The organism is Leclercia sp. TB492 (assembly GCF_049974505.2).
Lineage (GTDB): Bacteria > Pseudomonadota > Gammaproteobacteria > Enterobacterales > Enterobacteriaceae > Enterobacter > Enterobacter adecarboxylatus_C.
This window is the reverse complement of record NZ_CM127572.1, coordinates 4252972-4270203: the sequence shown is the minus strand read 5'-3', so window position 1 is coordinate 4270203 and position 17232 is coordinate 4252972. Positions and strand designations below refer to the sequence as shown.

General features: G+C 51.1%; 30 protein-coding genes. 25 read left to right on the top strand and 5 right to left on the bottom strand.

The features are described from left to right. Positions 1-6 precede the first annotated feature (6 nt). The 23 genes from rplP to ACP4QI_RS20160 all read left to right on the top strand — a co-directional run bounded on the left by rplP (position 7) and on the right by ACP4QI_RS20160 (position 10763). On the top strand, positions 7-417 hold the full coding sequence (rplP, locus tag ACP4QI_RS20270) for a 50S ribosomal protein L16 (protein ID WP_002919759.1): 411 nt from the start codon (positions 7-9) through the stop codon (positions 415-417). Beyond that, positions 417-608, top strand: a complete 192-nt coding sequence (rpmC, locus tag ACP4QI_RS20265; RefSeq protein ID WP_032614707.1) for a 50S ribosomal protein L29 — start codon at positions 417-419, stop codon at positions 606-608. Before rplP ends, rpmC begins: the two co-directional genes overlap by 1 nt. Continuing rightward, on the top strand, positions 608-862 hold the full coding sequence (gene rpsQ, locus ACP4QI_RS20260; RefSeq protein ID WP_008503489.1) for a 30S ribosomal protein S17: 255 nt from the start codon (positions 608-610) through the stop codon (positions 860-862). Before rpmC ends, rpsQ begins: the two co-directional genes overlap by 1 nt. A gap of 165 nt (positions 863-1027) precedes the next feature. Further along, positions 1028-1399: a 50S ribosomal protein L14 gene (gene rplN / locus ACP4QI_RS20255; RefSeq protein WP_004160583.1), complete on the top strand. Its 372-nt coding sequence runs from the start codon at positions 1028-1030 to the stop codon at positions 1397-1399. Positions 1400-1409: 10 nt separating this feature from the next. After that, positions 1410-1724, top strand: a complete 315-nt coding sequence (gene rplX, locus ACP4QI_RS20250; protein WP_003863287.1) for a 50S ribosomal protein L24 — start codon at positions 1410-1412, stop codon at positions 1722-1724. 14 nt (positions 1725-1738) lie between these two features. After that, the gene (rplE, locus tag ACP4QI_RS20245; protein WP_032614703.1) at positions 1739-2278 is read left to right on the top strand and encodes a 50S ribosomal protein L5; all 540 of its coding nucleotides are present in this window, start codon (positions 1739-1741) and stop codon (positions 2276-2278) included. Positions 2279-2292: 14 nt separating this feature from the next. Next, a complete protein-coding gene (rpsN, locus tag ACP4QI_RS20240) occupies positions 2293-2598 on the top strand; it encodes a 30S ribosomal protein S14 (RefSeq protein WP_032614701.1) in 306 nt (101 codons plus the stop codon). Between the two features lie 30 nt (positions 2599-2628). Then, positions 2629-3021, top strand: a complete 393-nt coding sequence (rpsH, locus tag ACP4QI_RS20235) for a 30S ribosomal protein S8 (protein ID WP_032614699.1) — start codon at positions 2629-2631, stop codon at positions 3019-3021. Positions 3022-3033: 12 nt separating this feature from the next. After that, positions 3034-3567, top strand: coding sequence for a 50S ribosomal protein L6 (gene rplF / locus ACP4QI_RS20230; RefSeq protein WP_142487329.1), 534 nt, complete (start codon positions 3034-3036; stop codon positions 3565-3567). Positions 3568-3576: 9 nt separating this feature from the next. Beyond that, the gene (gene rplR, locus ACP4QI_RS20225) at positions 3577-3930 is read left to right on the top strand and encodes a 50S ribosomal protein L18 (protein WP_032614694.1); all 354 of its coding nucleotides are present in this window, start codon (positions 3577-3579) and stop codon (positions 3928-3930) included. A 14-nt stretch (positions 3931-3944) separates the two neighbouring features. Next, complete coding sequence (rpsE, locus tag ACP4QI_RS20220; protein ID WP_007369821.1) at positions 3945-4445, top strand: 30S ribosomal protein S5; 501 nt, start codon at positions 3945-3947, stop codon at positions 4443-4445. 6 nt (positions 4446-4451) lie between these two features. After that, entirely contained in the window at positions 4452-4631 is a 180-nt protein-coding gene (rpmD, locus tag ACP4QI_RS20215; protein WP_003863301.1) for a 50S ribosomal protein L30, read from the top strand. Positions 4632-4634: 3 nt separating this feature from the next. Next, the gene (gene rplO / locus ACP4QI_RS20210; RefSeq protein ID WP_032614692.1) at positions 4635-5069 is read left to right on the top strand and encodes a 50S ribosomal protein L15; all 435 of its coding nucleotides are present in this window, start codon (positions 4635-4637) and stop codon (positions 5067-5069) included. Positions 5070-5076: 7 nt separating this feature from the next. Beyond that, entirely contained in the window at positions 5077-6408 is a 1332-nt protein-coding gene (secY, locus tag ACP4QI_RS20205; protein WP_039032064.1) for a preprotein translocase subunit SecY, read from the top strand. A gap of 31 nt (positions 6409-6439) precedes the next feature. Beyond that, complete coding sequence (gene rpmJ, locus ACP4QI_RS20200; RefSeq protein ID WP_000868187.1) at positions 6440-6556, top strand: 50S ribosomal protein L36; 117 nt, start codon at positions 6440-6442, stop codon at positions 6554-6556. Positions 6557-6702: 146 nt separating this feature from the next. After that, positions 6703-7059: a 30S ribosomal protein S13 gene (gene rpsM / locus ACP4QI_RS20195; protein ID WP_003031135.1), complete on the top strand. Its 357-nt coding sequence runs from the start codon at positions 6703-6705 to the stop codon at positions 7057-7059. A gap of 16 nt (positions 7060-7075) precedes the next feature. Further along, positions 7076-7465 carry a 30S ribosomal protein S11 gene (rpsK, locus tag ACP4QI_RS20190; RefSeq protein WP_003863312.1) on the top strand — a complete coding sequence of 130 codons (390 nt, stop codon included), beginning with the start codon at positions 7076-7078 and terminating at the stop codon, positions 7463-7465. A gap of 34 nt (positions 7466-7499) precedes the next feature. Then, positions 7500-8120 (top strand): 30S ribosomal protein S4, encoded by a 621-nt coding sequence (gene rpsD / locus ACP4QI_RS20185; protein WP_032614687.1) that lies wholly within the window; start codon positions 7500-7502, stop codon positions 8118-8120. A gap of 25 nt (positions 8121-8145) precedes the next feature. Then, positions 8146-9135, top strand: coding sequence for a DNA-directed RNA polymerase subunit alpha (locus tag ACP4QI_RS20180; RefSeq protein WP_002919219.1), 990 nt, complete (start codon positions 8146-8148; stop codon positions 9133-9135). Between the two features lie 40 nt (positions 9136-9175). After that, positions 9176-9559, top strand: coding sequence for a 50S ribosomal protein L17 (gene rplQ / locus ACP4QI_RS20175; protein WP_001216368.1), 384 nt, complete (start codon positions 9176-9178; stop codon positions 9557-9559). Between the two features lie 106 nt (positions 9560-9665). Continuing rightward, entirely contained in the window at positions 9666-10034 is a 369-nt protein-coding gene (locus tag ACP4QI_RS20170) for a DnaJ family domain-containing protein (protein ID WP_285129331.1), read from the top strand. 2 nt (positions 10035-10036) lie between these two features. Continuing rightward, a complete protein-coding gene (gene zntR / locus ACP4QI_RS20165; RefSeq protein ID WP_142487327.1) occupies positions 10037-10462 on the top strand; it encodes a Zn(2+)-responsive transcriptional regulator in 426 nt (141 codons plus the stop codon). Positions 10463-10517: 55 nt separating this feature from the next. Continuing rightward, entirely contained in the window at positions 10518-10763 is a 246-nt protein-coding gene (locus tag ACP4QI_RS20160; protein ID WP_142490029.1) for an alternative ribosome-rescue factor A, read from the top strand. Here the strand turns inward: ACP4QI_RS20160 and mscL are convergent. The 5 genes from mscL to def all read right to left on the bottom strand — a co-directional run bounded on the left by mscL (position 10731) and on the right by def (position 15515). After that, positions 10731-11147, bottom strand: a complete 417-nt coding sequence (gene mscL, locus ACP4QI_RS20155) for a large-conductance mechanosensitive channel protein MscL (RefSeq protein WP_142487326.1) — start codon at positions 11145-11147, stop codon at positions 10731-10733. The two genes, ACP4QI_RS20160 and mscL, sit on opposite strands and share 33 nt — an antisense overlap. Positions 11148-11294: 147 nt before the next feature. Further along, positions 11295-12671, bottom strand: coding sequence for a Trk system potassium transporter TrkA (gene trkA, locus ACP4QI_RS20150; protein ID WP_142487325.1), 1377 nt, complete (start codon positions 12669-12671; stop codon positions 11295-11297). Between the two features lie 22 nt (positions 12672-12693). Beyond that, a complete protein-coding gene (gene rsmB, locus ACP4QI_RS20145) occupies positions 12694-13980 on the bottom strand; it encodes a 16S rRNA (cytosine(967)-C(5))-methyltransferase RsmB (RefSeq protein ID WP_426496015.1) in 1287 nt (428 codons plus the stop codon). Positions 13981-14032: 52 nt separating this feature from the next. Continuing rightward, positions 14033-14980: a methionyl-tRNA formyltransferase gene (gene fmt / locus ACP4QI_RS20140; protein WP_142487323.1), complete on the bottom strand. Its 948-nt coding sequence runs from the start codon at positions 14978-14980 to the stop codon at positions 14033-14035. 25 nt (positions 14981-15005) lie between these two features. Next, the gene (gene def, locus ACP4QI_RS20135) at positions 15006-15515 is read right to left on the bottom strand and encodes a peptide deformylase (protein WP_142487322.1); all 510 of its coding nucleotides are present in this window, start codon (positions 15513-15515) and stop codon (positions 15006-15008) included. A 127-nt stretch (positions 15516-15642) separates the two neighbouring features. On the opposite strand from def, the gene dprA reads away from it, so the two are divergent. Then, on the top strand, positions 15643-16767 hold the full coding sequence (gene dprA, locus ACP4QI_RS20130) for a DNA-protecting protein DprA (RefSeq protein WP_285131657.1): 1125 nt from the start codon (positions 15643-15645) through the stop codon (positions 16765-16767). Then, positions 16739-17212 carry a DUF494 family protein Smg gene (gene smg, locus ACP4QI_RS20125; protein WP_142487320.1) on the top strand — a complete coding sequence of 158 codons (474 nt, stop codon included), beginning with the start codon at positions 16739-16741 and terminating at the stop codon, positions 17210-17212. Before dprA ends, smg begins: the two co-directional genes overlap by 29 nt. Positions 17213-17232: the final 20 nt, after the last annotated feature.

Sequence of the window (17232 nt, the reverse complement as noted above, 5' to 3'; positions counted from 1 at the left end):
TCGCTGATGTTACAACCAAAGCGTACAAAATTCCGTAAAGTGCACAAAGGCCGCAACCGTGGTCTGGCGCAGGGTACGGATGTTAGCTTCGGCACTTTCGGTCTGAAAGCTGTTGGCCGTGGTCGTCTGACTGCACGTCAGATCGAAGCAGCACGTCGTGCTATGACCCGTGCAGTTAAGCGTCAAGGTAAAATTTGGATCCGTGTATTCCCGGACAAACCAATTACCGAGAAGCCGCTGGAAGTTCGTATGGGTAAAGGTAAAGGTAACGTGGAGTACTGGGTTGCCTTGATCCAACCGGGCAAAGTCCTGTATGAAATGGACGGTGTTCCGGAAGAGCTGGCCCGTGAAGCCTTCGGCCTGGCAGCAGCGAAACTGCCTATCAAAACCACCTTTGTAACTAAGACGGTGATGTAATGAAAGCAAATGAGCTGCGTGAAAAAAGCGTAGAAGAGCTGAACGCTGAGCTGCTGAACCTGCTGCGTGAGCAGTTCAACCTGCGTATGCAGGCTGCAAGTGGCCAGCTGCAACAGACTCACCTGCTGAAGCAGGTTCGTCGTGATGTTGCACGCGTTAAGACTTTACTGACTCAGAAGGCGGGTGCGTAATGACCGATAAAATCCGTACTCTGCAAGGTCGTGTTGTTAGCGACAAAATGGAGAAATCCATCGTTGTAGCTATCGAACGTATTGTGAAACACCCGATCTACGGTAAATTCATCAAGCGTACGACCAAACTGCACGTACATGACGAGAACAACGAATGTGGTATCGGCGACAAGGTTGAAATCCGTGAATGCCGTCCACTGTCCAAGACTAAGTCCTGGACGCTGGTTCGCGTTGTAGAGAAAGCGGTTCTGTAATAGAGTAGCCTTCTCGATACGAATAAACGGCTCAGCAATGAGCCGTTTATTTTTTCTACCCATATTGCAGAAGCGGTGTTATAATGCCGCGCCCTCGATATGGGGCTTTTTAACGGCTCTGATTTTAGAGTCTCAGGTAGTAGTTGACATTAGCGGAGCACTGAAATGATCCAAGAACAGACTATGCTGAACGTCGCCGACAACTCCGGTGCACGTCGCGTAATGTGTATCAAGGTTCTGGGTGGCTCGCACCGTCGCTACGCAGGCGTAGGCGACATCATCAAGATCACCATCAAGGAAGCAATTCCACGTGGTAAGGTCAAAAAAGGTGATGTGCTGAAAGCGGTAGTGGTGCGCACCAGGAAGGGTGTTCGTCGCCCTGACGGTTCTGTCATTCGCTTCGATGGTAATGCATGCGTTATTTTAAACAATAACAGCGAGCAGCCTATCGGCACGCGTATCTTTGGGCCGGTAACTCGTGAACTTCGTACTGAAAAGTTCATGAAAATTATCTCTCTGGCACCAGAAGTACTCTAAGGAGCGAATCATGGCAGCGAAAATCCGTCGTGATGACGAAGTTATCGTGTTAACCGGTAAAGATAAAGGTAAACGCGGTAAAGTAAAAAATGTTCTGTCTTCCGGCAAACTCGTCGTTGAAGGTATCAACCTGGTTAAGAAACATCAGAAGCCGGTTCCGGCCCTGAACCAGCCAGGCGGCATCGTTGAAAAAGAAGCTGCAATTCAGGTTTCTAACGTTGCAATCTTCAATGCGGCAACCGGCAAGGCTGACCGTGTAGGCTTTAGATTCGAAGACGGCAAAAAAGTCCGTTTCTTCAAGTCTAACAGCGAAACTATCAAGTAATTTGGAGTAGTACGATGGCGAAACTGCATGATTACTACAAAGACGAAGTAGTTAACAAACTCATGACTGAGTTTAACTACAATTCTGTCATGCAAGTCCCTCGGGTCGAGAAGATCACCCTGAACATGGGTGTTGGTGAAGCGATCGCTGACAAGAAACTGCTGGATAACGCAGCAGCTGATCTGACAGCAATCTCCGGTCAAAAACCGCTGATCACCAAAGCACGCAAATCTGTTGCAGGCTTCAAAATCCGTCAGGGCTATCCGATCGGCTGTAAAGTAACTCTGCGTGGCGAACGCATGTGGGAGTTCCTTGAGCGCCTGATCTCTATTGCTGTTCCACGTATCCGTGACTTCCGTGGCCTGTCCGCTAAGTCTTTCGACGGTCGTGGCAACTACAGCATGGGTGTCCGTGAGCAGATCATCTTCCCAGAGATCGACTACGATAAAGTCGACCGCGTGCGTGGTTTGGATATTACCATTACCACTACTGCGAACTCTGACGAAGAAGGCCGCGCTCTGCTGGCTGCGTTTGACTTCCCGTTCCGCAAGTAAGGTAGGGTTACTGAATGGCTAAGCAATCAATGAAAGCACGCGAAGTAAAGCGCGTAGCTTTAGCTGATAAATTCTTCGCTAAACGCGCTGAACTGAAAGCGATCATTTCTGATGTGAACGCTTCCGACGAAGATCGTTGGAATGCTGTTCTCAAGCTGCAGTCTCTGCCGCGTGATTCCAGCCCGTCTCGTCAGCGTAACCGCTGTCGTCAAACAGGTCGTCCACATGGTTTCGTGGGCAAGTTCGGGTTGAGCCGTATCAAACTGCGTGAAGCCGCCATGCGCGGTGAAGTACCAGGCTTGAAAAAGGCTAGCTGGTAATTACCAATTGAATCACGGGAGTAAAGACAGATGAGCATGCAAGATCCGATCGCGGATATGCTGACCCGTATCCGTAACGGTCAGGCCGCGAACAAAGTTGCGGTCACCATGCCTTCCGCCAAGCTGAAAGTGGCAATTGCCAACGTGCTGAAGGAAGAAGGTTTTATCGAAGATTTTAAAGTTGAAGGCGACACCAAGCCGGAACTGGAACTTACTCTTAAGTATTTCCAGGGTAAAGCTGTTGTAGAAAGCATTCAGCGTGTCAGCCGCCCAGGCCTGCGCATCTATAAGAAAAAAGATGAGCTGCCAAAAGTTATGGCCGGCATGGGTATCGCAGTTGTTTCTACCTCTAAAGGTGTTATGACTGATCGTGCAGCGCGCCAAGCTGGTCTTGGTGGCGAAATTATCTGCTACGTAGCCTAATCGGAGGAAAAAATGTCTCGTGTTGCTAAAGCACCGGTCGTTATTCCTGCCGGCGTTGATGTAAAAATCGACGGTCAGGTTATTACGATCAAAGGTAAAAATGGCGAGCTGACTCGTACCCTCAACGATGCTGTTGAAGTTAATCATGCAGACAATGCTCTGACCTTCGGCCCACGTACTGGTTACGTTGATGGCTGGGCTCAGGCAGGTACCGCGCGTGCCCTGCTGAACTCAATGGTTGTTGGTGTTACCGAAGGCTTCACTAAAAAGCTTCAGCTGGTTGGTGTAGGTTATCGTGCAGCGATCAAAGGGAATGCAGTAGGCCTGTCTCTGGGCTTCTCACACCCTGTTGAGCATCCGCTGCCGGCCGGTATCACTGCAGAATGCCCGACTCAGACTGAAATCGTGCTGAAAGGCGCTGATAAACAGCTGATCGGTCAGGTTGCAGCAGATCTGCGCGCCTACCGTCGTCCTGAGCCTTACAAAGGCAAGGGTGTTCGTTACGCCGACGAAGTCGTGCGTACCAAAGAGGCTAAGAAGAAGTAAGGTAACACTATGGATAAGAAATCTGCTCGTATCCGTCGTGCGACCCGCGCACGCCGCAAGCTCAAAGAGCTGGGTGCAACTCGCCTGGTGGTACATCGTACCCCGCGTCATATTTACGCACAGGTAATTGCACCAAACGGTTCTGAAGTTCTGGTAGCTGCTTCTACTGTAGAAAAAGCTATTACTGAACAATTGAAGTACACCGGTAACAAAGACGCCGCTGCAGCTGTAGGTAAAGCTGTTGCTGAACGCGCTCTGGAAAAAGGCATCACAGTTGTGTCCTTTGACCGTTCCGGGTTCCAATATCATGGTCGCGTCCAGGCACTGGCAGATGCTGCCCGTGAAGCTGGCCTTCAGTTCTAAGGTAGAGGTGTAAGATGGCTCACATCGAAAAACAGGCTGGCGAACTGCAGGAAAAGCTGATCGCGGTTAACCGCGTATCTAAAACCGTTAAAGGTGGTCGTATTTTCTCCTTCACAGCTCTGACTGTTGTTGGTGATGGTAATGGCCGCGTTGGTTTTGGTTACGGTAAAGCGCGTGAAGTTCCAGCAGCGATCCAGAAAGCGATGGAAAAAGCCCGTCGCAATATGATTAACGTCGCGCTGAACCACGGCACCCTGCAGCACCCAGTTAAGGGTACTCACACGGGTTCTCGTGTCTTCATGCAGCCAGCTTCCGAAGGTACCGGTATCATCGCCGGTGGTGCAATGCGCGCCGTTCTGGAAGTTGCTGGAGTTCATAACGTTCTGGCTAAAGCATATGGTTCCACCAACCCGATCAACGTGGTTCGTGCAACTATTGATGGCCTGGAAAATATGAAATCTCCAGAAATGGTCGCTGCCAAGCGTGGTAAATCCGTTGAAGAAATTCTGGGGTAATTGACCATGGCAAAGACTATTAAAATTACACAAACCCGCAGTGCAATCGGACGTCTGCCGAAACACAAGGCAACGCTGCTTGGCCTGGGTCTGCGTCGTATTGGTCATACCGTTGAGCGCGAGGATACTCCTGCTGTTCGTGGTATGGTCAACGCGGTTTACTTCATGGTTAAAGTTGAGGAGTAAGAGATGCGTTTAAATACTCTGTCTCCGGCCGAAGGCTCTAAAAAGGCGGGTAAACGCCTGGGTCGTGGTATCGGTTCTGGCCTCGGCAAAACCGGTGGTCGTGGTCACAAAGGTCAGAACTCTCGTTCTGGCGGTGGCGTACGTCGCGGTTTCGAGGGTGGCCAGATGCCACTGTACCGTCGTCTGCCGAAGTTCGGCTTCACCTCTCGCAAATCAGCGATCACAGCCGAAGTTCGTCTGTCTGACCTGGCGAAAGTTGAAGGCGGCGTTGTAGACCTGAACACGCTGAAAGCAGCAAACATTATCGGTATCCAGATCGAGTTCGCGAAAGTGATCCTGGCTGGTGAAGTTTCTACTCCGGTAACTGTTCGTGGCCTGCGTGTTACTAAAGGTGCTCGTGCTGCTATCGAAGCTGCTGGCGGTAAAATCGAGGAATAAGTAGCAGATGGCTAAACAACCGGGATTAGATTTTCAAAGTGCCAAAGGTGGCTTAGGCGAGCTGAAACGCAGACTGTTGTTTGTAATCGGTGCGCTTATTGTGTTCCGTATTGGCTCTTTTATTCCGATCCCTGGTATTGATGCCGCTGTACTTGCCAAACTGCTTGAGCAACAGCGTGGCACCATCATTGAAATGTTTAACATGTTCTCTGGTGGTGCTCTCAGCCGTGCTTCAATCTTTGCATTGGGTATCATGCCGTACATTTCGGCATCGATCATTATCCAGCTGCTGACGGTCGTTCATCCGACCTTGGCAGAGCTGAAGAAAGAAGGGGAGTCTGGTCGTCGTAAGATCAGCCAGTACACCCGTTACGGCACTCTGGTGCTGGCAATATTCCAGTCGATCGGTATTGCTACCGGTCTACCGAATATGCCTGGTATGCAGGGCCTGGTTATTAACCCAGGCTTTGCATTCTATTTCACCGCTGTTGTAAGTCTGGTCTCAGGAACCATGTTCCTGATGTGGCTCGGCGAACAAATTACTGAACGTGGTATCGGTAACGGTATTTCGATCATTATTTTCGCTGGTATCGTTGCGGGACTCCCGCCAGCCATTGCCCATACTATCGAGCAAGCGCGTCAAGGCGACCTGCACTTCCTCCTGTTGCTGTTGGTTGCAGTATTAGTATTTGCAGTGACGTTCTTTGTTATCTTCGTTGAACGTGGTCAACGCCGCATTGTGGTAAACTACGCAAAACGTCAGCAAGGTCGTCGTGTCTATGCTGCACAGAGCACACATTTACCGCTGAAAGTGAATATGGCAGGGGTAATCCCGGCAATCTTCGCTTCCAGTATTATTCTGTTCCCGGCGACCATCGCGTCATGGTTCGGGGGCGGGACTGGTTGGAACTGGCTGACAACAATTTCGCTGTATTTGCAGCCTGGGCAACCACTTTATGTGTTACTCTATGCGTCTGCGATCATCTTCTTCTGTTTCTTCTACACGGCGTTGGTCTTCAACCCGCGTGAAACAGCAGATAACCTGAAGAAGTCCGGTGCATTTGTACCAGGAATTCGTCCGGGAGAGCAAACGGCGAAGTATATCGATAAAGTAATGACTCGCCTGACTTTGGTTGGTGCGCTTTATATTACTTTTATCTGCCTGATCCCGGAGTTCATGCGTGATGCAATGAAAGTACCGTTCTACTTTGGTGGGACTTCACTGCTTATCGTTGTTGTCGTGATTATGGACTTTATGGCTCAAGTGCAAACTCTGATGATGTCAAGTCAGTACGAGTCTGCATTGAAGAAGGCGAACCTGAAAGGCTACGGCCGCTAACAGGGCGCCCGAGAAGTTACGGAGAGTAAAAATGAAAGTTCGTGCTTCCGTCAAGAAATTATGCCGTAACTGCAAAATCGTTAAGCGTGATGGTGTCATCCGTGTGATTTGCAGTGCCGAGCCGAAGCATAAACAGCGCCAAGGCTGATTATTTCGCATATTTTTCTTGCAAAGTTGGGTTGAGCTGGCTAGATTAGCCAGCCAATCTTTTGTATGTCTGTACGTTTCCATTTGAGTATCCTGAAAACGGGCTTTTCAGCATGGTGCGTACATATTAAATAGTAGGAGTGCATAGTGGCCCGTATAGCAGGCATTAACATTCCTGATCAGAAACATGCTGTGATCGCATTAACTTCGATCTACGGCGTCGGCAAGACCCGTTCCAAAGCCATTCTGGCTGCAGCGGGTATCGCTGAAGATGTTAAGATCAGTGAGCTGTCTGAAGAACAAATCGACACGCTGCGTGACGAAGTTGCCAAATTTGTCGTTGAAGGTGATCTGCGCCGTGAAGTTAGCATGAGCATCAAGCGCCTTATGGATCTTGGTTGCTATCGCGGTTTGCGTCATCGTCGTGGTCTCCCGGTTCGCGGCCAGCGTACCAAGACCAACGCACGTACCCGTAAGGGTCCGCGCAAACCGATCAAGAAATAATCGGGGTGATTGAATAATGGCAAAGGCACCAGTTCGTGCACGTAAGCGTGTAAGAAAACAAGTCTCTGACGGCGTGGCTCATATCCATGCTTCTTTCAACAACACCATCGTTACTATTACTGATCGTCAGGGTAACGCACTGGGTTGGGCAACAGCCGGTGGTTCCGGTTTCCGTGGTTCACGCAAATCAACTCCGTTCGCAGCTCAGGTTGCAGCAGAGCGTTGCGCTGAAGCCGTAAAAGAATACGGCATCAAGAATCTGGAAGTTATGGTAAAAGGTCCGGGTCCGGGTCGCGAATCTACTGTTCGTGCTCTGAACGCCGCTGGTTTCCGCATCACTAATATTACTGATGTGACTCCGATCCCTCATAACGGTTGTCGTCCGCCGAAAAAACGTCGCGTATAACGCGTTCGTTTTCTAGGATTGTTGGAGATAGAAAATGGCAAGATATTTGGGTCCTAAGCTCAAGCTGAGCCGTCGTGAGGGCACCGACTTATTCCTTAAGTCTGGCGTTCGCGCGATCGATACCAAGTGTAAAATTGAACAAGCTCCTGGCCAGCACGGTGCGCGTAAACCGCGTCTGTCTGACTATGGTGTGCAGTTGCGTGAAAAGCAGAAAGTTCGCCGTATGTACGGTGTGCTGGAGCGTCAGTTCCGTAACTACTATAAAGAAGCAGCACGTCTGAAAGGCAACACCGGTGAAAACCTGTTGGCTCTGCTGGAAGGTCGTCTGGACAACGTTGTATACCGTATGGGCTTTGGCGCCACTCGTGCTGAAGCACGTCAGATGGTTAGCCATAAAGCAATCATGGTAAACGGTCGTGTTGTTAACATCGCTTCTTATCAGGTTAAAGCGAATGACGTTGTTAGCATTCGTGAGAAAGCGAAAAAGCAATCTCGCGTGAAAGCCGCTCTGGAGCTGGCTGAGCAGCGTGAAAAGCCAACCTGGCTGGAAGTTGATGCTGGCAAGATGGAAGGTACGTTCAAGCGTCAGCCGGAACGTTCTGATCTGTCTGCGGACATTAACGAACACCTGATCGTCGAGCTTTACTCCAAGTAAAGCTTAGTACCAAAGAGAGGACACAATGCAGGGTTCTGTGACAGAGTTTCTAAAACCGCGCCTGGTAGATATCGAGCAAGTGAGTTCGACGCACGCCAAGGTGACCCTTGAGCCTTTAGAGCGTGGCTTTGGCCATACTCTGGGTAACGCACTGCGCCGTATTCTGCTCTCATCGATGCCGGGTTGCGCGGTGACCGAGGTTGAGATTGATGGTGTACTTCATGAGTACAGCACCAAAGAAGGCGTTCAGGAAGATATCCTTGAAATCCTGCTCAACCTGAAAGGGCTGGCGGTGAGAGTTCAGGGTAAAGATGAAGTTATTCTTACTCTGAATAAATCTGGCATTGGCCCTGTGACTGCAGCCGATATCACCCACGACGGTGATGTCGAAATCGTCAAGCCGCAGCACGTGATCTGCCACCTGACCGATGAGAACGCAGCTATTAGCATGCGTATCAAAGTTCAGCGCGGTCGTGGTTATGTGCCGGCTTCTGCCCGAATTCATTCGGAAGAAGATGAGCGCCCAATCGGCCGTCTGCTGGTCGACGCATGCTACAGCCCTGTAGAGCGTATTGCCTACAATGTTGAAGCAGCGCGTGTAGAACAGCGTACCGACCTGGACAAGCTGGTCATCGAAATGGAAACCAACGGCACAATCGATCCTGAAGAGGCGATTCGTCGTGCGGCAACCATCCTGGCAGAACAACTGGAAGCTTTCGTTGACTTACGTGATGTACGTCAGCCGGAAGTGAAAGAAGAGAAACCAGAATTCGATCCGATCCTGCTGCGCCCTGTTGACGATCTGGAATTGACTGTCCGCTCTGCTAACTGCCTCAAGGCAGAAGCTATCCACTATATCGGTGATCTGGTACAGCGTACCGAGGTTGAGTTGCTGAAAACGCCGAACCTGGGTAAAAAATCTCTTACCGAGATTAAAGACGTGCTGGCTTCACGTGGTCTGTCTCTGGGCATGCGCCTGGAAAACTGGCCACCGGCAAGCATTGCTGACGAGTAACCGGATCACAGGTTAAGGTTTTACTGAGAAGGATAAGGTCATGCGCCATCGTAAGAGTGGTCGTCAACTGAACCGCAACAGCAGCCATCGCCAGGCTATGTTCCGCAACATGGCAGGTTCACTGGTTCGTCATGAAATCATCAAGACGACCCTGCCTAAAGCGAAAGAGCTGCGTCGCGTAGTTGAGCCGCTGATTACTCTTGCCAAGACTGACAGCGTTGCTAATCGTCGTCTGGCATTCGCCCGTACTCGTGATAACGAGATCGTGGCAAAACTGTTTAACGAACTGGGCCCGCGTTTCGCGAGCCGTGCCGGTGGTTACACTCGTATTCTGAAGTGTGGCTTCCGTGCAGGCGACAACGCGCCGATGGCTTACATCGAGCTGGTTGATCGTTCAGAGAAAGCAGAAGCTGCTGCAGAGTAATCTGTAGTAACGTAAAAAAACCCGCCCCGGCGGGTTTTTTTATATCTGCTGGATCCCCACTTTCCTACAATAGTTATATTCTTTCCATTCTCTGCGGAGTTTTGCTATGTGGTTACTCGACCAGTGGGCAGAACGACACATTCTTGATGCCCAACGCCAGGGCGAATTTGATAACCTGCCCGGAAGTGGCCAACCGCTGATACTGGACGATGATTCACATGTTCCTCCTGAGTTGCGGGCAGGCTATCGGATGTTGAAAAATGCAGGTTGCCTGCCACCAGAGCTTGAGCAGCGTAAAGAGGCGGTTGAGCTTACCCAATTACTCAATACGGTCAGTCAGGGCTCTGCCGAGCACATGGAGTACAGCCGTCGTCTCACGCTTCTCGAGCTTAAGCTTCGACAGGCGGGCGTGAGTACAGAATTCCTGCACGGCGACTACGCTGATCGGTTAGCGCAAAAAATGAGTGAGGACTAATGATGTATCGTATTGGTGAAATTGCGAAGCTGGCTGACGTCACGCCTGACACCATTCGTTATTACGAAAAGCAGCAGATGATGGAGCATGAGGTACGCACTGAAGGGGGCTTTCGGCTGTATACCGATAAGGATCTTCAGCGTCTGAAATTTATTCGCCATGCCCGACAGCTGGGATTTACCCTGGAATCGATCCGCGAGCTGTTGTCGATCCGCATCGATCCTGAACATCATACCTGCCAGGAATCAAAAAGCATTGTGCAGGCGAGGCTGAGTGAAGTCGAAGCGCGCATTGAAGAGTTACAGACGATGCGTCTGTCTCTGCAGCGGCTGAATGATGCCTGTTGTGGCACTGCGCACAGCAGCGTTTACTGCTCCATCCTTGAAACACTTGAACAAGGTGCAAATGGAGGAGCGCACGGCTGTTGATTTTATTGCCAACGACTTCTACACTTGCGTCGATTTACATTATACCGGAGAAATTATGAGCCATTATCAGCATAAGAAAGGTCAAATCAACGATAACGCTATCGAAGCATTATTACATGATCCTTTATTCAGGCAGCGGATTGAGAAGAATAAGAAAGGGAAAGGAAGTTATCTGCGTAAAACTAAACATGCAAAACGGGGTAACTGGGAGGCCAGTGGCAAGCAAGCAAATCGCTTTCTTACCACTGGCCTTCTTGCTTTCAGAGTCTTACAAAGTGCGGTTGGTCTGCGCTTTCAGTAAGTCACGAATTTCAGTCAGCAACACTTCTTCTTTCGATGGAGCTGCAGGCGCAGCCGGTTCTTCTTTTTTCTTACGGTTCAATCTGTTGATGAGCTTAATAGCCATGAAGATGGCGAAAGCAACAATCACAAAATCAAATACGTTCTGAATAAACACGCCGTAGTGCATGACTACCGCAGGTATATCACCCTGGGCTTCACGCAGGGTTATGGCGAATTGTTTGAAATCAATCCCGCCAATCAATAGTCCGAGTGGGGGCATGATGATATCGGCAACCAGTGATGAAACGATCTTACCAAACGCTGCACCAATAATTACACCCACAGCCAAATCCACTACATTTCCGCGCATCGCAAATTCGCGAAACTCTTTAATAAAACTCATTATGTTCTCCTTGTGCCAGCTGACAGATACAAGTTTAACAAATCATTAGCGGATTGCCATTGAAGAGAGACATGCGTCACAGAAATATAACCCTTACATATTATTGGGTTAAAAAGAAAAGGTGCTGATAACAGCACCTTTCTGGTATTACAGGAAGAAAGGACTTGGCTGGAACAGGCGTTCGACGTCGGTAATAAACTTTTTATCAGTCAGGAACATGATGACGTGATCGCCCTGCTCGATACGCAGATTGTCATTGGCGATCATTACATCATTACCCCGCACTACCGCACCAATGATAGTACCCGGCGGGAGCTTGATCTCGTCAATGGTTCGTCCAACTACGCGGGACGTGCTCTCATCGCCATGAGCCACGGCTTCGATAGCCTCCGCAACTCCACGACGCAGGGAAGACACCCCCACGATATCCGCTTTACGTACATGGCTCAGCAGGGCAGAAATGGTGGCCTGTTGTGGGGAAATCGCAATATCGATAACGCTTCCCTGCACCAAATCGACATAGGCTTTGCGCTGGATGAGCACCATGACCTTCTTCGCACCCATCCGTTTTGCCAGCATCGCTGACATGATGTTGGCTTCGTCGTCGTTGGTGACCGCAATGAAAAGATCGACTTGATCGATATGTTCTTCGGCAAGCAGCTCCTGATCCGACGCATCACCATAGAAAACGATCGTATTCTGCAGTTTTTCTGCCAGCTCAGAAGCACGCTGCTGATCGCGTTCGATCAATTTTACGCTGTAATCTTTTTCCAGCTGCCGAGCCAGACCGGCACCGATATTACCGCCCCCGACCAGCATGATCCGTTTATAGGGTTTCTCCAGTCGCTGAAGCTCACTCATCACGGCACGAATATGCTGCGATGCGGCAATAAAGAAGACTTCATCCCCGGCTTCGACAATGGTAGAGCCTTGCGGTCGGATAGGGCGGTCATGACGGAAAATCGCGGCAACACGGGTATCGATATGCGGCATATGTTCGCGCATGGTGGAGAGCGCGTTACCAATTAATGGGCCCCCGTAATAGGCTTTCACCACCGCAAGGCTGACTTTGCCTTCCGCAAAATTCACCACCTGCAGCGCGCCCGGGTATTCGATAAGCCGGTAGATACTGTCGATAACCAGCTGTTCTGGCGCGATCAAATGATCGATAGGAACCGCATCGGAATTGAACAACTTATCGGCGTCACGCACGTAATCCGGGGAACGGATGCGTGCGATGCGGTTCGGAGTGTTGAATAGCGAATAGGCGACCTGACAGGCAACCATATTGGTTTCATCTGAACTGGTAACAGCAACCAGCATGTCGGCATCATCAGCACCGGCTTCACGTAACACCCGCGGATGAGAGCCATGCCCCTGAACCACGCGCAGATCGAATTTATCCTGCAGGCCGCGCAGACGATCGCCATTGGTATCAACGATAGTGATGTCGTTATTCTCACCGACCAGGTTTTCTGCCAACGTTCCGCCCACCTGTCCCGCGCCCAGAATGATTATCTTCATATCTTGTGACCCGTTATCAACATCACTCTTTGATTAGCTTAGCGTAAAAGAAGCCGTCGCCTTCTTCTGCCCCAGGCAGGTTTTGTTTGCCGGGCTGCTCTGGTGTACCGGTCAGATGCAGACGGGCATCAGGCGTACGCTTCAGGAACGCCGCGATCTGTTGACAGTTTTCCTCTGGCAGTACGGAACAGGTAGCATAAACCAGCGTGCCACCTGTTTTCAGATGTGGCCAGATGGCGTCCAGGATCTCTGACTGCAGCTGCGCCAGCTCATTGATATCCCGGTCACGGCGTAACCATTTAATATCCGGATGACGGCGGATCACTCCGGTAGCGGAACAAGGCGCATCCAGTAAAATACGGTCGAACTGCTCATCTCCGCACCACTGAGCAGGCGTCCGTCCGTCGCCCTGCTTAACCTCGGCCTTCATGCCCAGACGTTTGAGATTCTCATAAACACGGGAAAGACGCTGTTCGTCAACGTCGACGGCCATAACGCTTGCCTGCGGTGCGACTTCAAGGATATGCGTGGTCTTGCCGCCTGGTGCGGCGCACAGATCGAGAATACGCTCGCCATTTTGCGGTTCAAGCCAGGTCATACAACCCTGGGCGGAGGCATCCTGAACGGTAACCCAGCCTTGTTCAAATCCAGGAAGAGCATGCACCGGCGCCGGTGCGGCCAGACGAACCGCATCGCTATAATCCGGATGCGGGAATCCGCTCATCCCGGCTTCTTCCAGCAGTGCCAACCAGGCATCGCGAGAGTGGTGGTTGCGGTTGACGCGTAACCACATTGGCGGCCGCTGGTTATTGGCCTCAATCAGCGTTTCCCACTGCTGCGGATAGGCTTTTTGCAGACGCTTTAATAACCAGTCAGGATGCAGGAAGCGTTTTTCCGAGCGGGCAAATTCAGCCAGCAACTCATCCTGTTGGCGCTGGAACTGACGTAACACGCCGTTAACCAGTCCTTTAAGCTGCGGGCGCTTTACCGCAACCGCACCTTCTACTGTCTCGGCCAGTGCAGCATGAGGCGGAATACGGGTATGCAGTAACTGATAGAAACCGACCATGATCAGATAGTGAAGCACGCGCTGTTTACCCGCCATCGGGCGTGCCATCAGTTTGCCGATCAGCCACTCCAGCTGGGGCAGCGTGCGCAGGACGCCAAAGCACAACTCCTGAAGCAGTGCCTTGTCTTTATCGGAAACTTTTTGCTGGAACGGTGGCAGGACATTGCTCAGTGATTGGCCCTGTTCGACCACTTGCTCAATCGCCTGTGCTGCAAGGCTGCGTAAATTTTGTTTTTTCATAAGTGCAAAAATAAAAATGCCCGGAAACACCGGGCCTTAAATGGAGATGATCTCAGGCGAGACTATTGCCAGGCGTAAACCATTCACGGCGTGAGTTCAGAAGGTCCTGCGCGCTCATGGCTTTTTTACCTGCAGGTTGTAAGGATTCCAGATTCAGGATCCCTTCAACAGTTGCGACCTGAATACCCTGCTTGCTGGCTTCAATAATCGTGCCGGGAGCGGCGCTTGCCTGTCCGGCAATTACGGAGGCCTGCCAGACTTTCACCGGCTGCCCGTCTATCTCCAGCCAACTCATTGGCCAGGGATTAAATGCGCGGATGCAACGTTCAAGCTGAGCAGCGGAAAGTGACCAGTCGAGGCGAGCCTCTTCTTTGCTGAGCTTTTCGGCATAGGTCACTAGGGCTTCGTCCTGGACTTCAGGCTGAGTACGGTTATCTGCCAGCTGTTGCAGCGTCTCAATTAGACCTTTTGGCCCAAGCTCCGCCAGTTTGTCATACAGCGTAGCGCTGGTGTCTTCGGCAGTAATCGGGCAAGACAGCTTATAAAGCATGTCGCCAGTATCCAGACCCACGTCCATCTGCATGATCGTCACACCTGTATCGGCATCCCCTGCCCACAACGAACGTTGTATTGGTGCCGCACCGCGCCAGCGCGGAAGCAGTGAGCCGTGGACATTAATGCAACCCAGGCGCGGCATATCCAGTACCGCTTTTGGCAGGATGAGGCCATATGCCACAACCACCATGACATCCGCATTTAAATCAGCGACCAGCTGCTGGTTTTCCTGCGGCCGTAACGAAGCAGGCTGAAACACCGGTAAGCCGTGTTCTTCTGCCAGCACCTTAACCGGGCTCGGCATCAATTTTTTACCGCGGCCTGCCGGGCGATCGGGCTGAGTAAAAACGCCAACAACCTGATGGCCAGACGACAACAGCGCGTCCAGATGACGCGCTGCGAAGTCAGGTGTTCCTGCGAAGATGATACGTAGTGATGTAGACACGTTATTCCTTGTATCCGGGGTCACGTTATGCGCGAGCGCGCATGCGATCCAGTTTCTCTACTTTCTGACGAATGCGTTGCTGTTTCAGTGGAGAGAGGTAATCGATAAACAGTTTACCAACCAGATGATCCATCTCGTGCTGAATGCAGATGGCCAGCAGATCGTCCGCTTCCAGTTCGAATGGCTTACCGTCGCGATCGAGCGCGCGGATTTTGACTTTCTCTGCACGAGGAACCAGCGCTCTCTGCTCAGGAATAGAGAGGCAGCCTTCTTCGATACCGGTTTCGCCGCTTTTTTCCAGTAATTCCGGGTTAATTAATACCAGGCGTCCTTCACGGTTTTCGGAGACATCAATCACGATGATGCGCTGATGAATATCAACCTGCGTAGCCGCAAGACCGATGCCTTCTTCGGCATACATTGTATCGAACATATCATCGACGATACGTTGAATTTCTGCATTCACTTCTTTAACCGGCTCGGCGACTTTGCGAAGGCGCTCGTCCGGGATATGTAACACTTGCAAAACTGCCATATTTTTCCAGAGTCGTGTTCAGGAGTTGATAAGAATATACCCTCTATTCTAGACAAAACCCCCTCTGATTGACAGCATCAGTGACCAATCGCAAAGATTGCTATAGCGGCTTGTGGCAGGGGAAAGGATGACATCCACAGAGATATGGTTACGCCTCATAAGCATTGGGGATTTGTACGGCGATAAGATGGTGGCAATAGCGCAGCAGCTGCAGCGCGAGACCCATATTGACGACGCTGTGCTGGCAGGAATGGGGCTGACCCAAAAGCAAAAGACGCGGTTTTTTTCATTTTCGCCGCGTGAAATTGAGCGCAGCATGCAGTGGTTGGCTGAGCCGGGTCATCATCTGATATGTGCAGATAGCGTCCTGTACCCAGCCCAGCTACGCGCAATTGCGGACTATCCGGGTGCACTTTTCGTCAGGGGGAACGTGCAGGCGCTGTCGAGCCTGCAGCTGGCTGTCGTTGGCAGTCGTTCCCACTCCTGGTACGGGGAGCGCTGGGGAACGATTCTTTGCGAACAGCTAGCCCAGGCGGGCCTTACGATTACCAGTGGTCTGGCATGCGGGATTGATGGAGTCGCGCATCGTGCCGCACTCGCCGTTAAGGGGAAAAGCGTGGCGGTTTTGGGGAATGGCTTATCAGAGGTCTATCCACGCCGGCATACTTCGCTGGCCACGCGCCTTGCTGACAGCGGTGGCGCCGTAGTTTCGGAGTTTCCCCTTGCTACATCCCCCTGGCCCGGTAATTTCCCCCGGCGCAATCGCATCATTAGCGGCCTCAGTCAGGGGGTATTCGTCATAGAAGCCCAGATAAGAAGCGGTTCACTCGTTACCGCGAAATGCGCACTTGAACAGGGACGTGAAGTCTTTGCGCTGCCGGGCGCGATAGGAAATCCCGGATGTGAAGGTCCTCACTGGCTAATAAAACAAGGCGCCACGCCAGTGACGGAGGCAGCCGATATTCTGGAAAGTTTGCGACATGGCCTTAACTGGTTGCCTGAGGATCCCGAAAACTGGCTTTATTCATCAGATCAGGACCAGGTAGCATTGCCATTTCCTGAGCTCCTGGCTAACGTAGGAGATGAGGTAACACCTGTTGACGTTGTCGCTGAACGTGCCGGCCAACCTGTGCCAGTAACGGTAGCACAGCTACTCGAACTGGAGTTAGCAGGATGGATCGCAGCTGTACCCGGCGGCTATGTCCGATTAAGGAGGGCAAGCCATGTTCGACGTACTCATGTATTTGTTTGAGACTTACATCCATAACGAAGCTGAAGCACGCGTGGATCAGGACAAACTTACACGCGATCTTACCGATGCAGGTTTCGAACGGGAAGATATTTACAACGCGTTAATATGGCTGGAAAAATTGGCTGATTATCAGGAAGGCCTTGCCGAACCGATGCAGTTGATTTCCGACCCGCTGTCTGTACGCATCTATACGGCTGAAGAGTGTGAAAGGCTGGATGCCAGTTGCCGGGGATTTATCTTATTCCTTGAGCAGATTCAGGTGCTAAACCTCGAAACGCGAGAAATGGTGATAGAGCGTGTCATGGCGCTGGATACGGCAGAATTTGAGCTGGAAGATCTGAAATGGGTCATCCTGATGGTTCTGTTCAACATTCCAGGCTGTGAAAATGCCTATCAGCAAATGGAAGAATTACTCTTTGAAGTGAATGAAGGTATGCTGCATTAATTCACGATGCAGCACCAAGA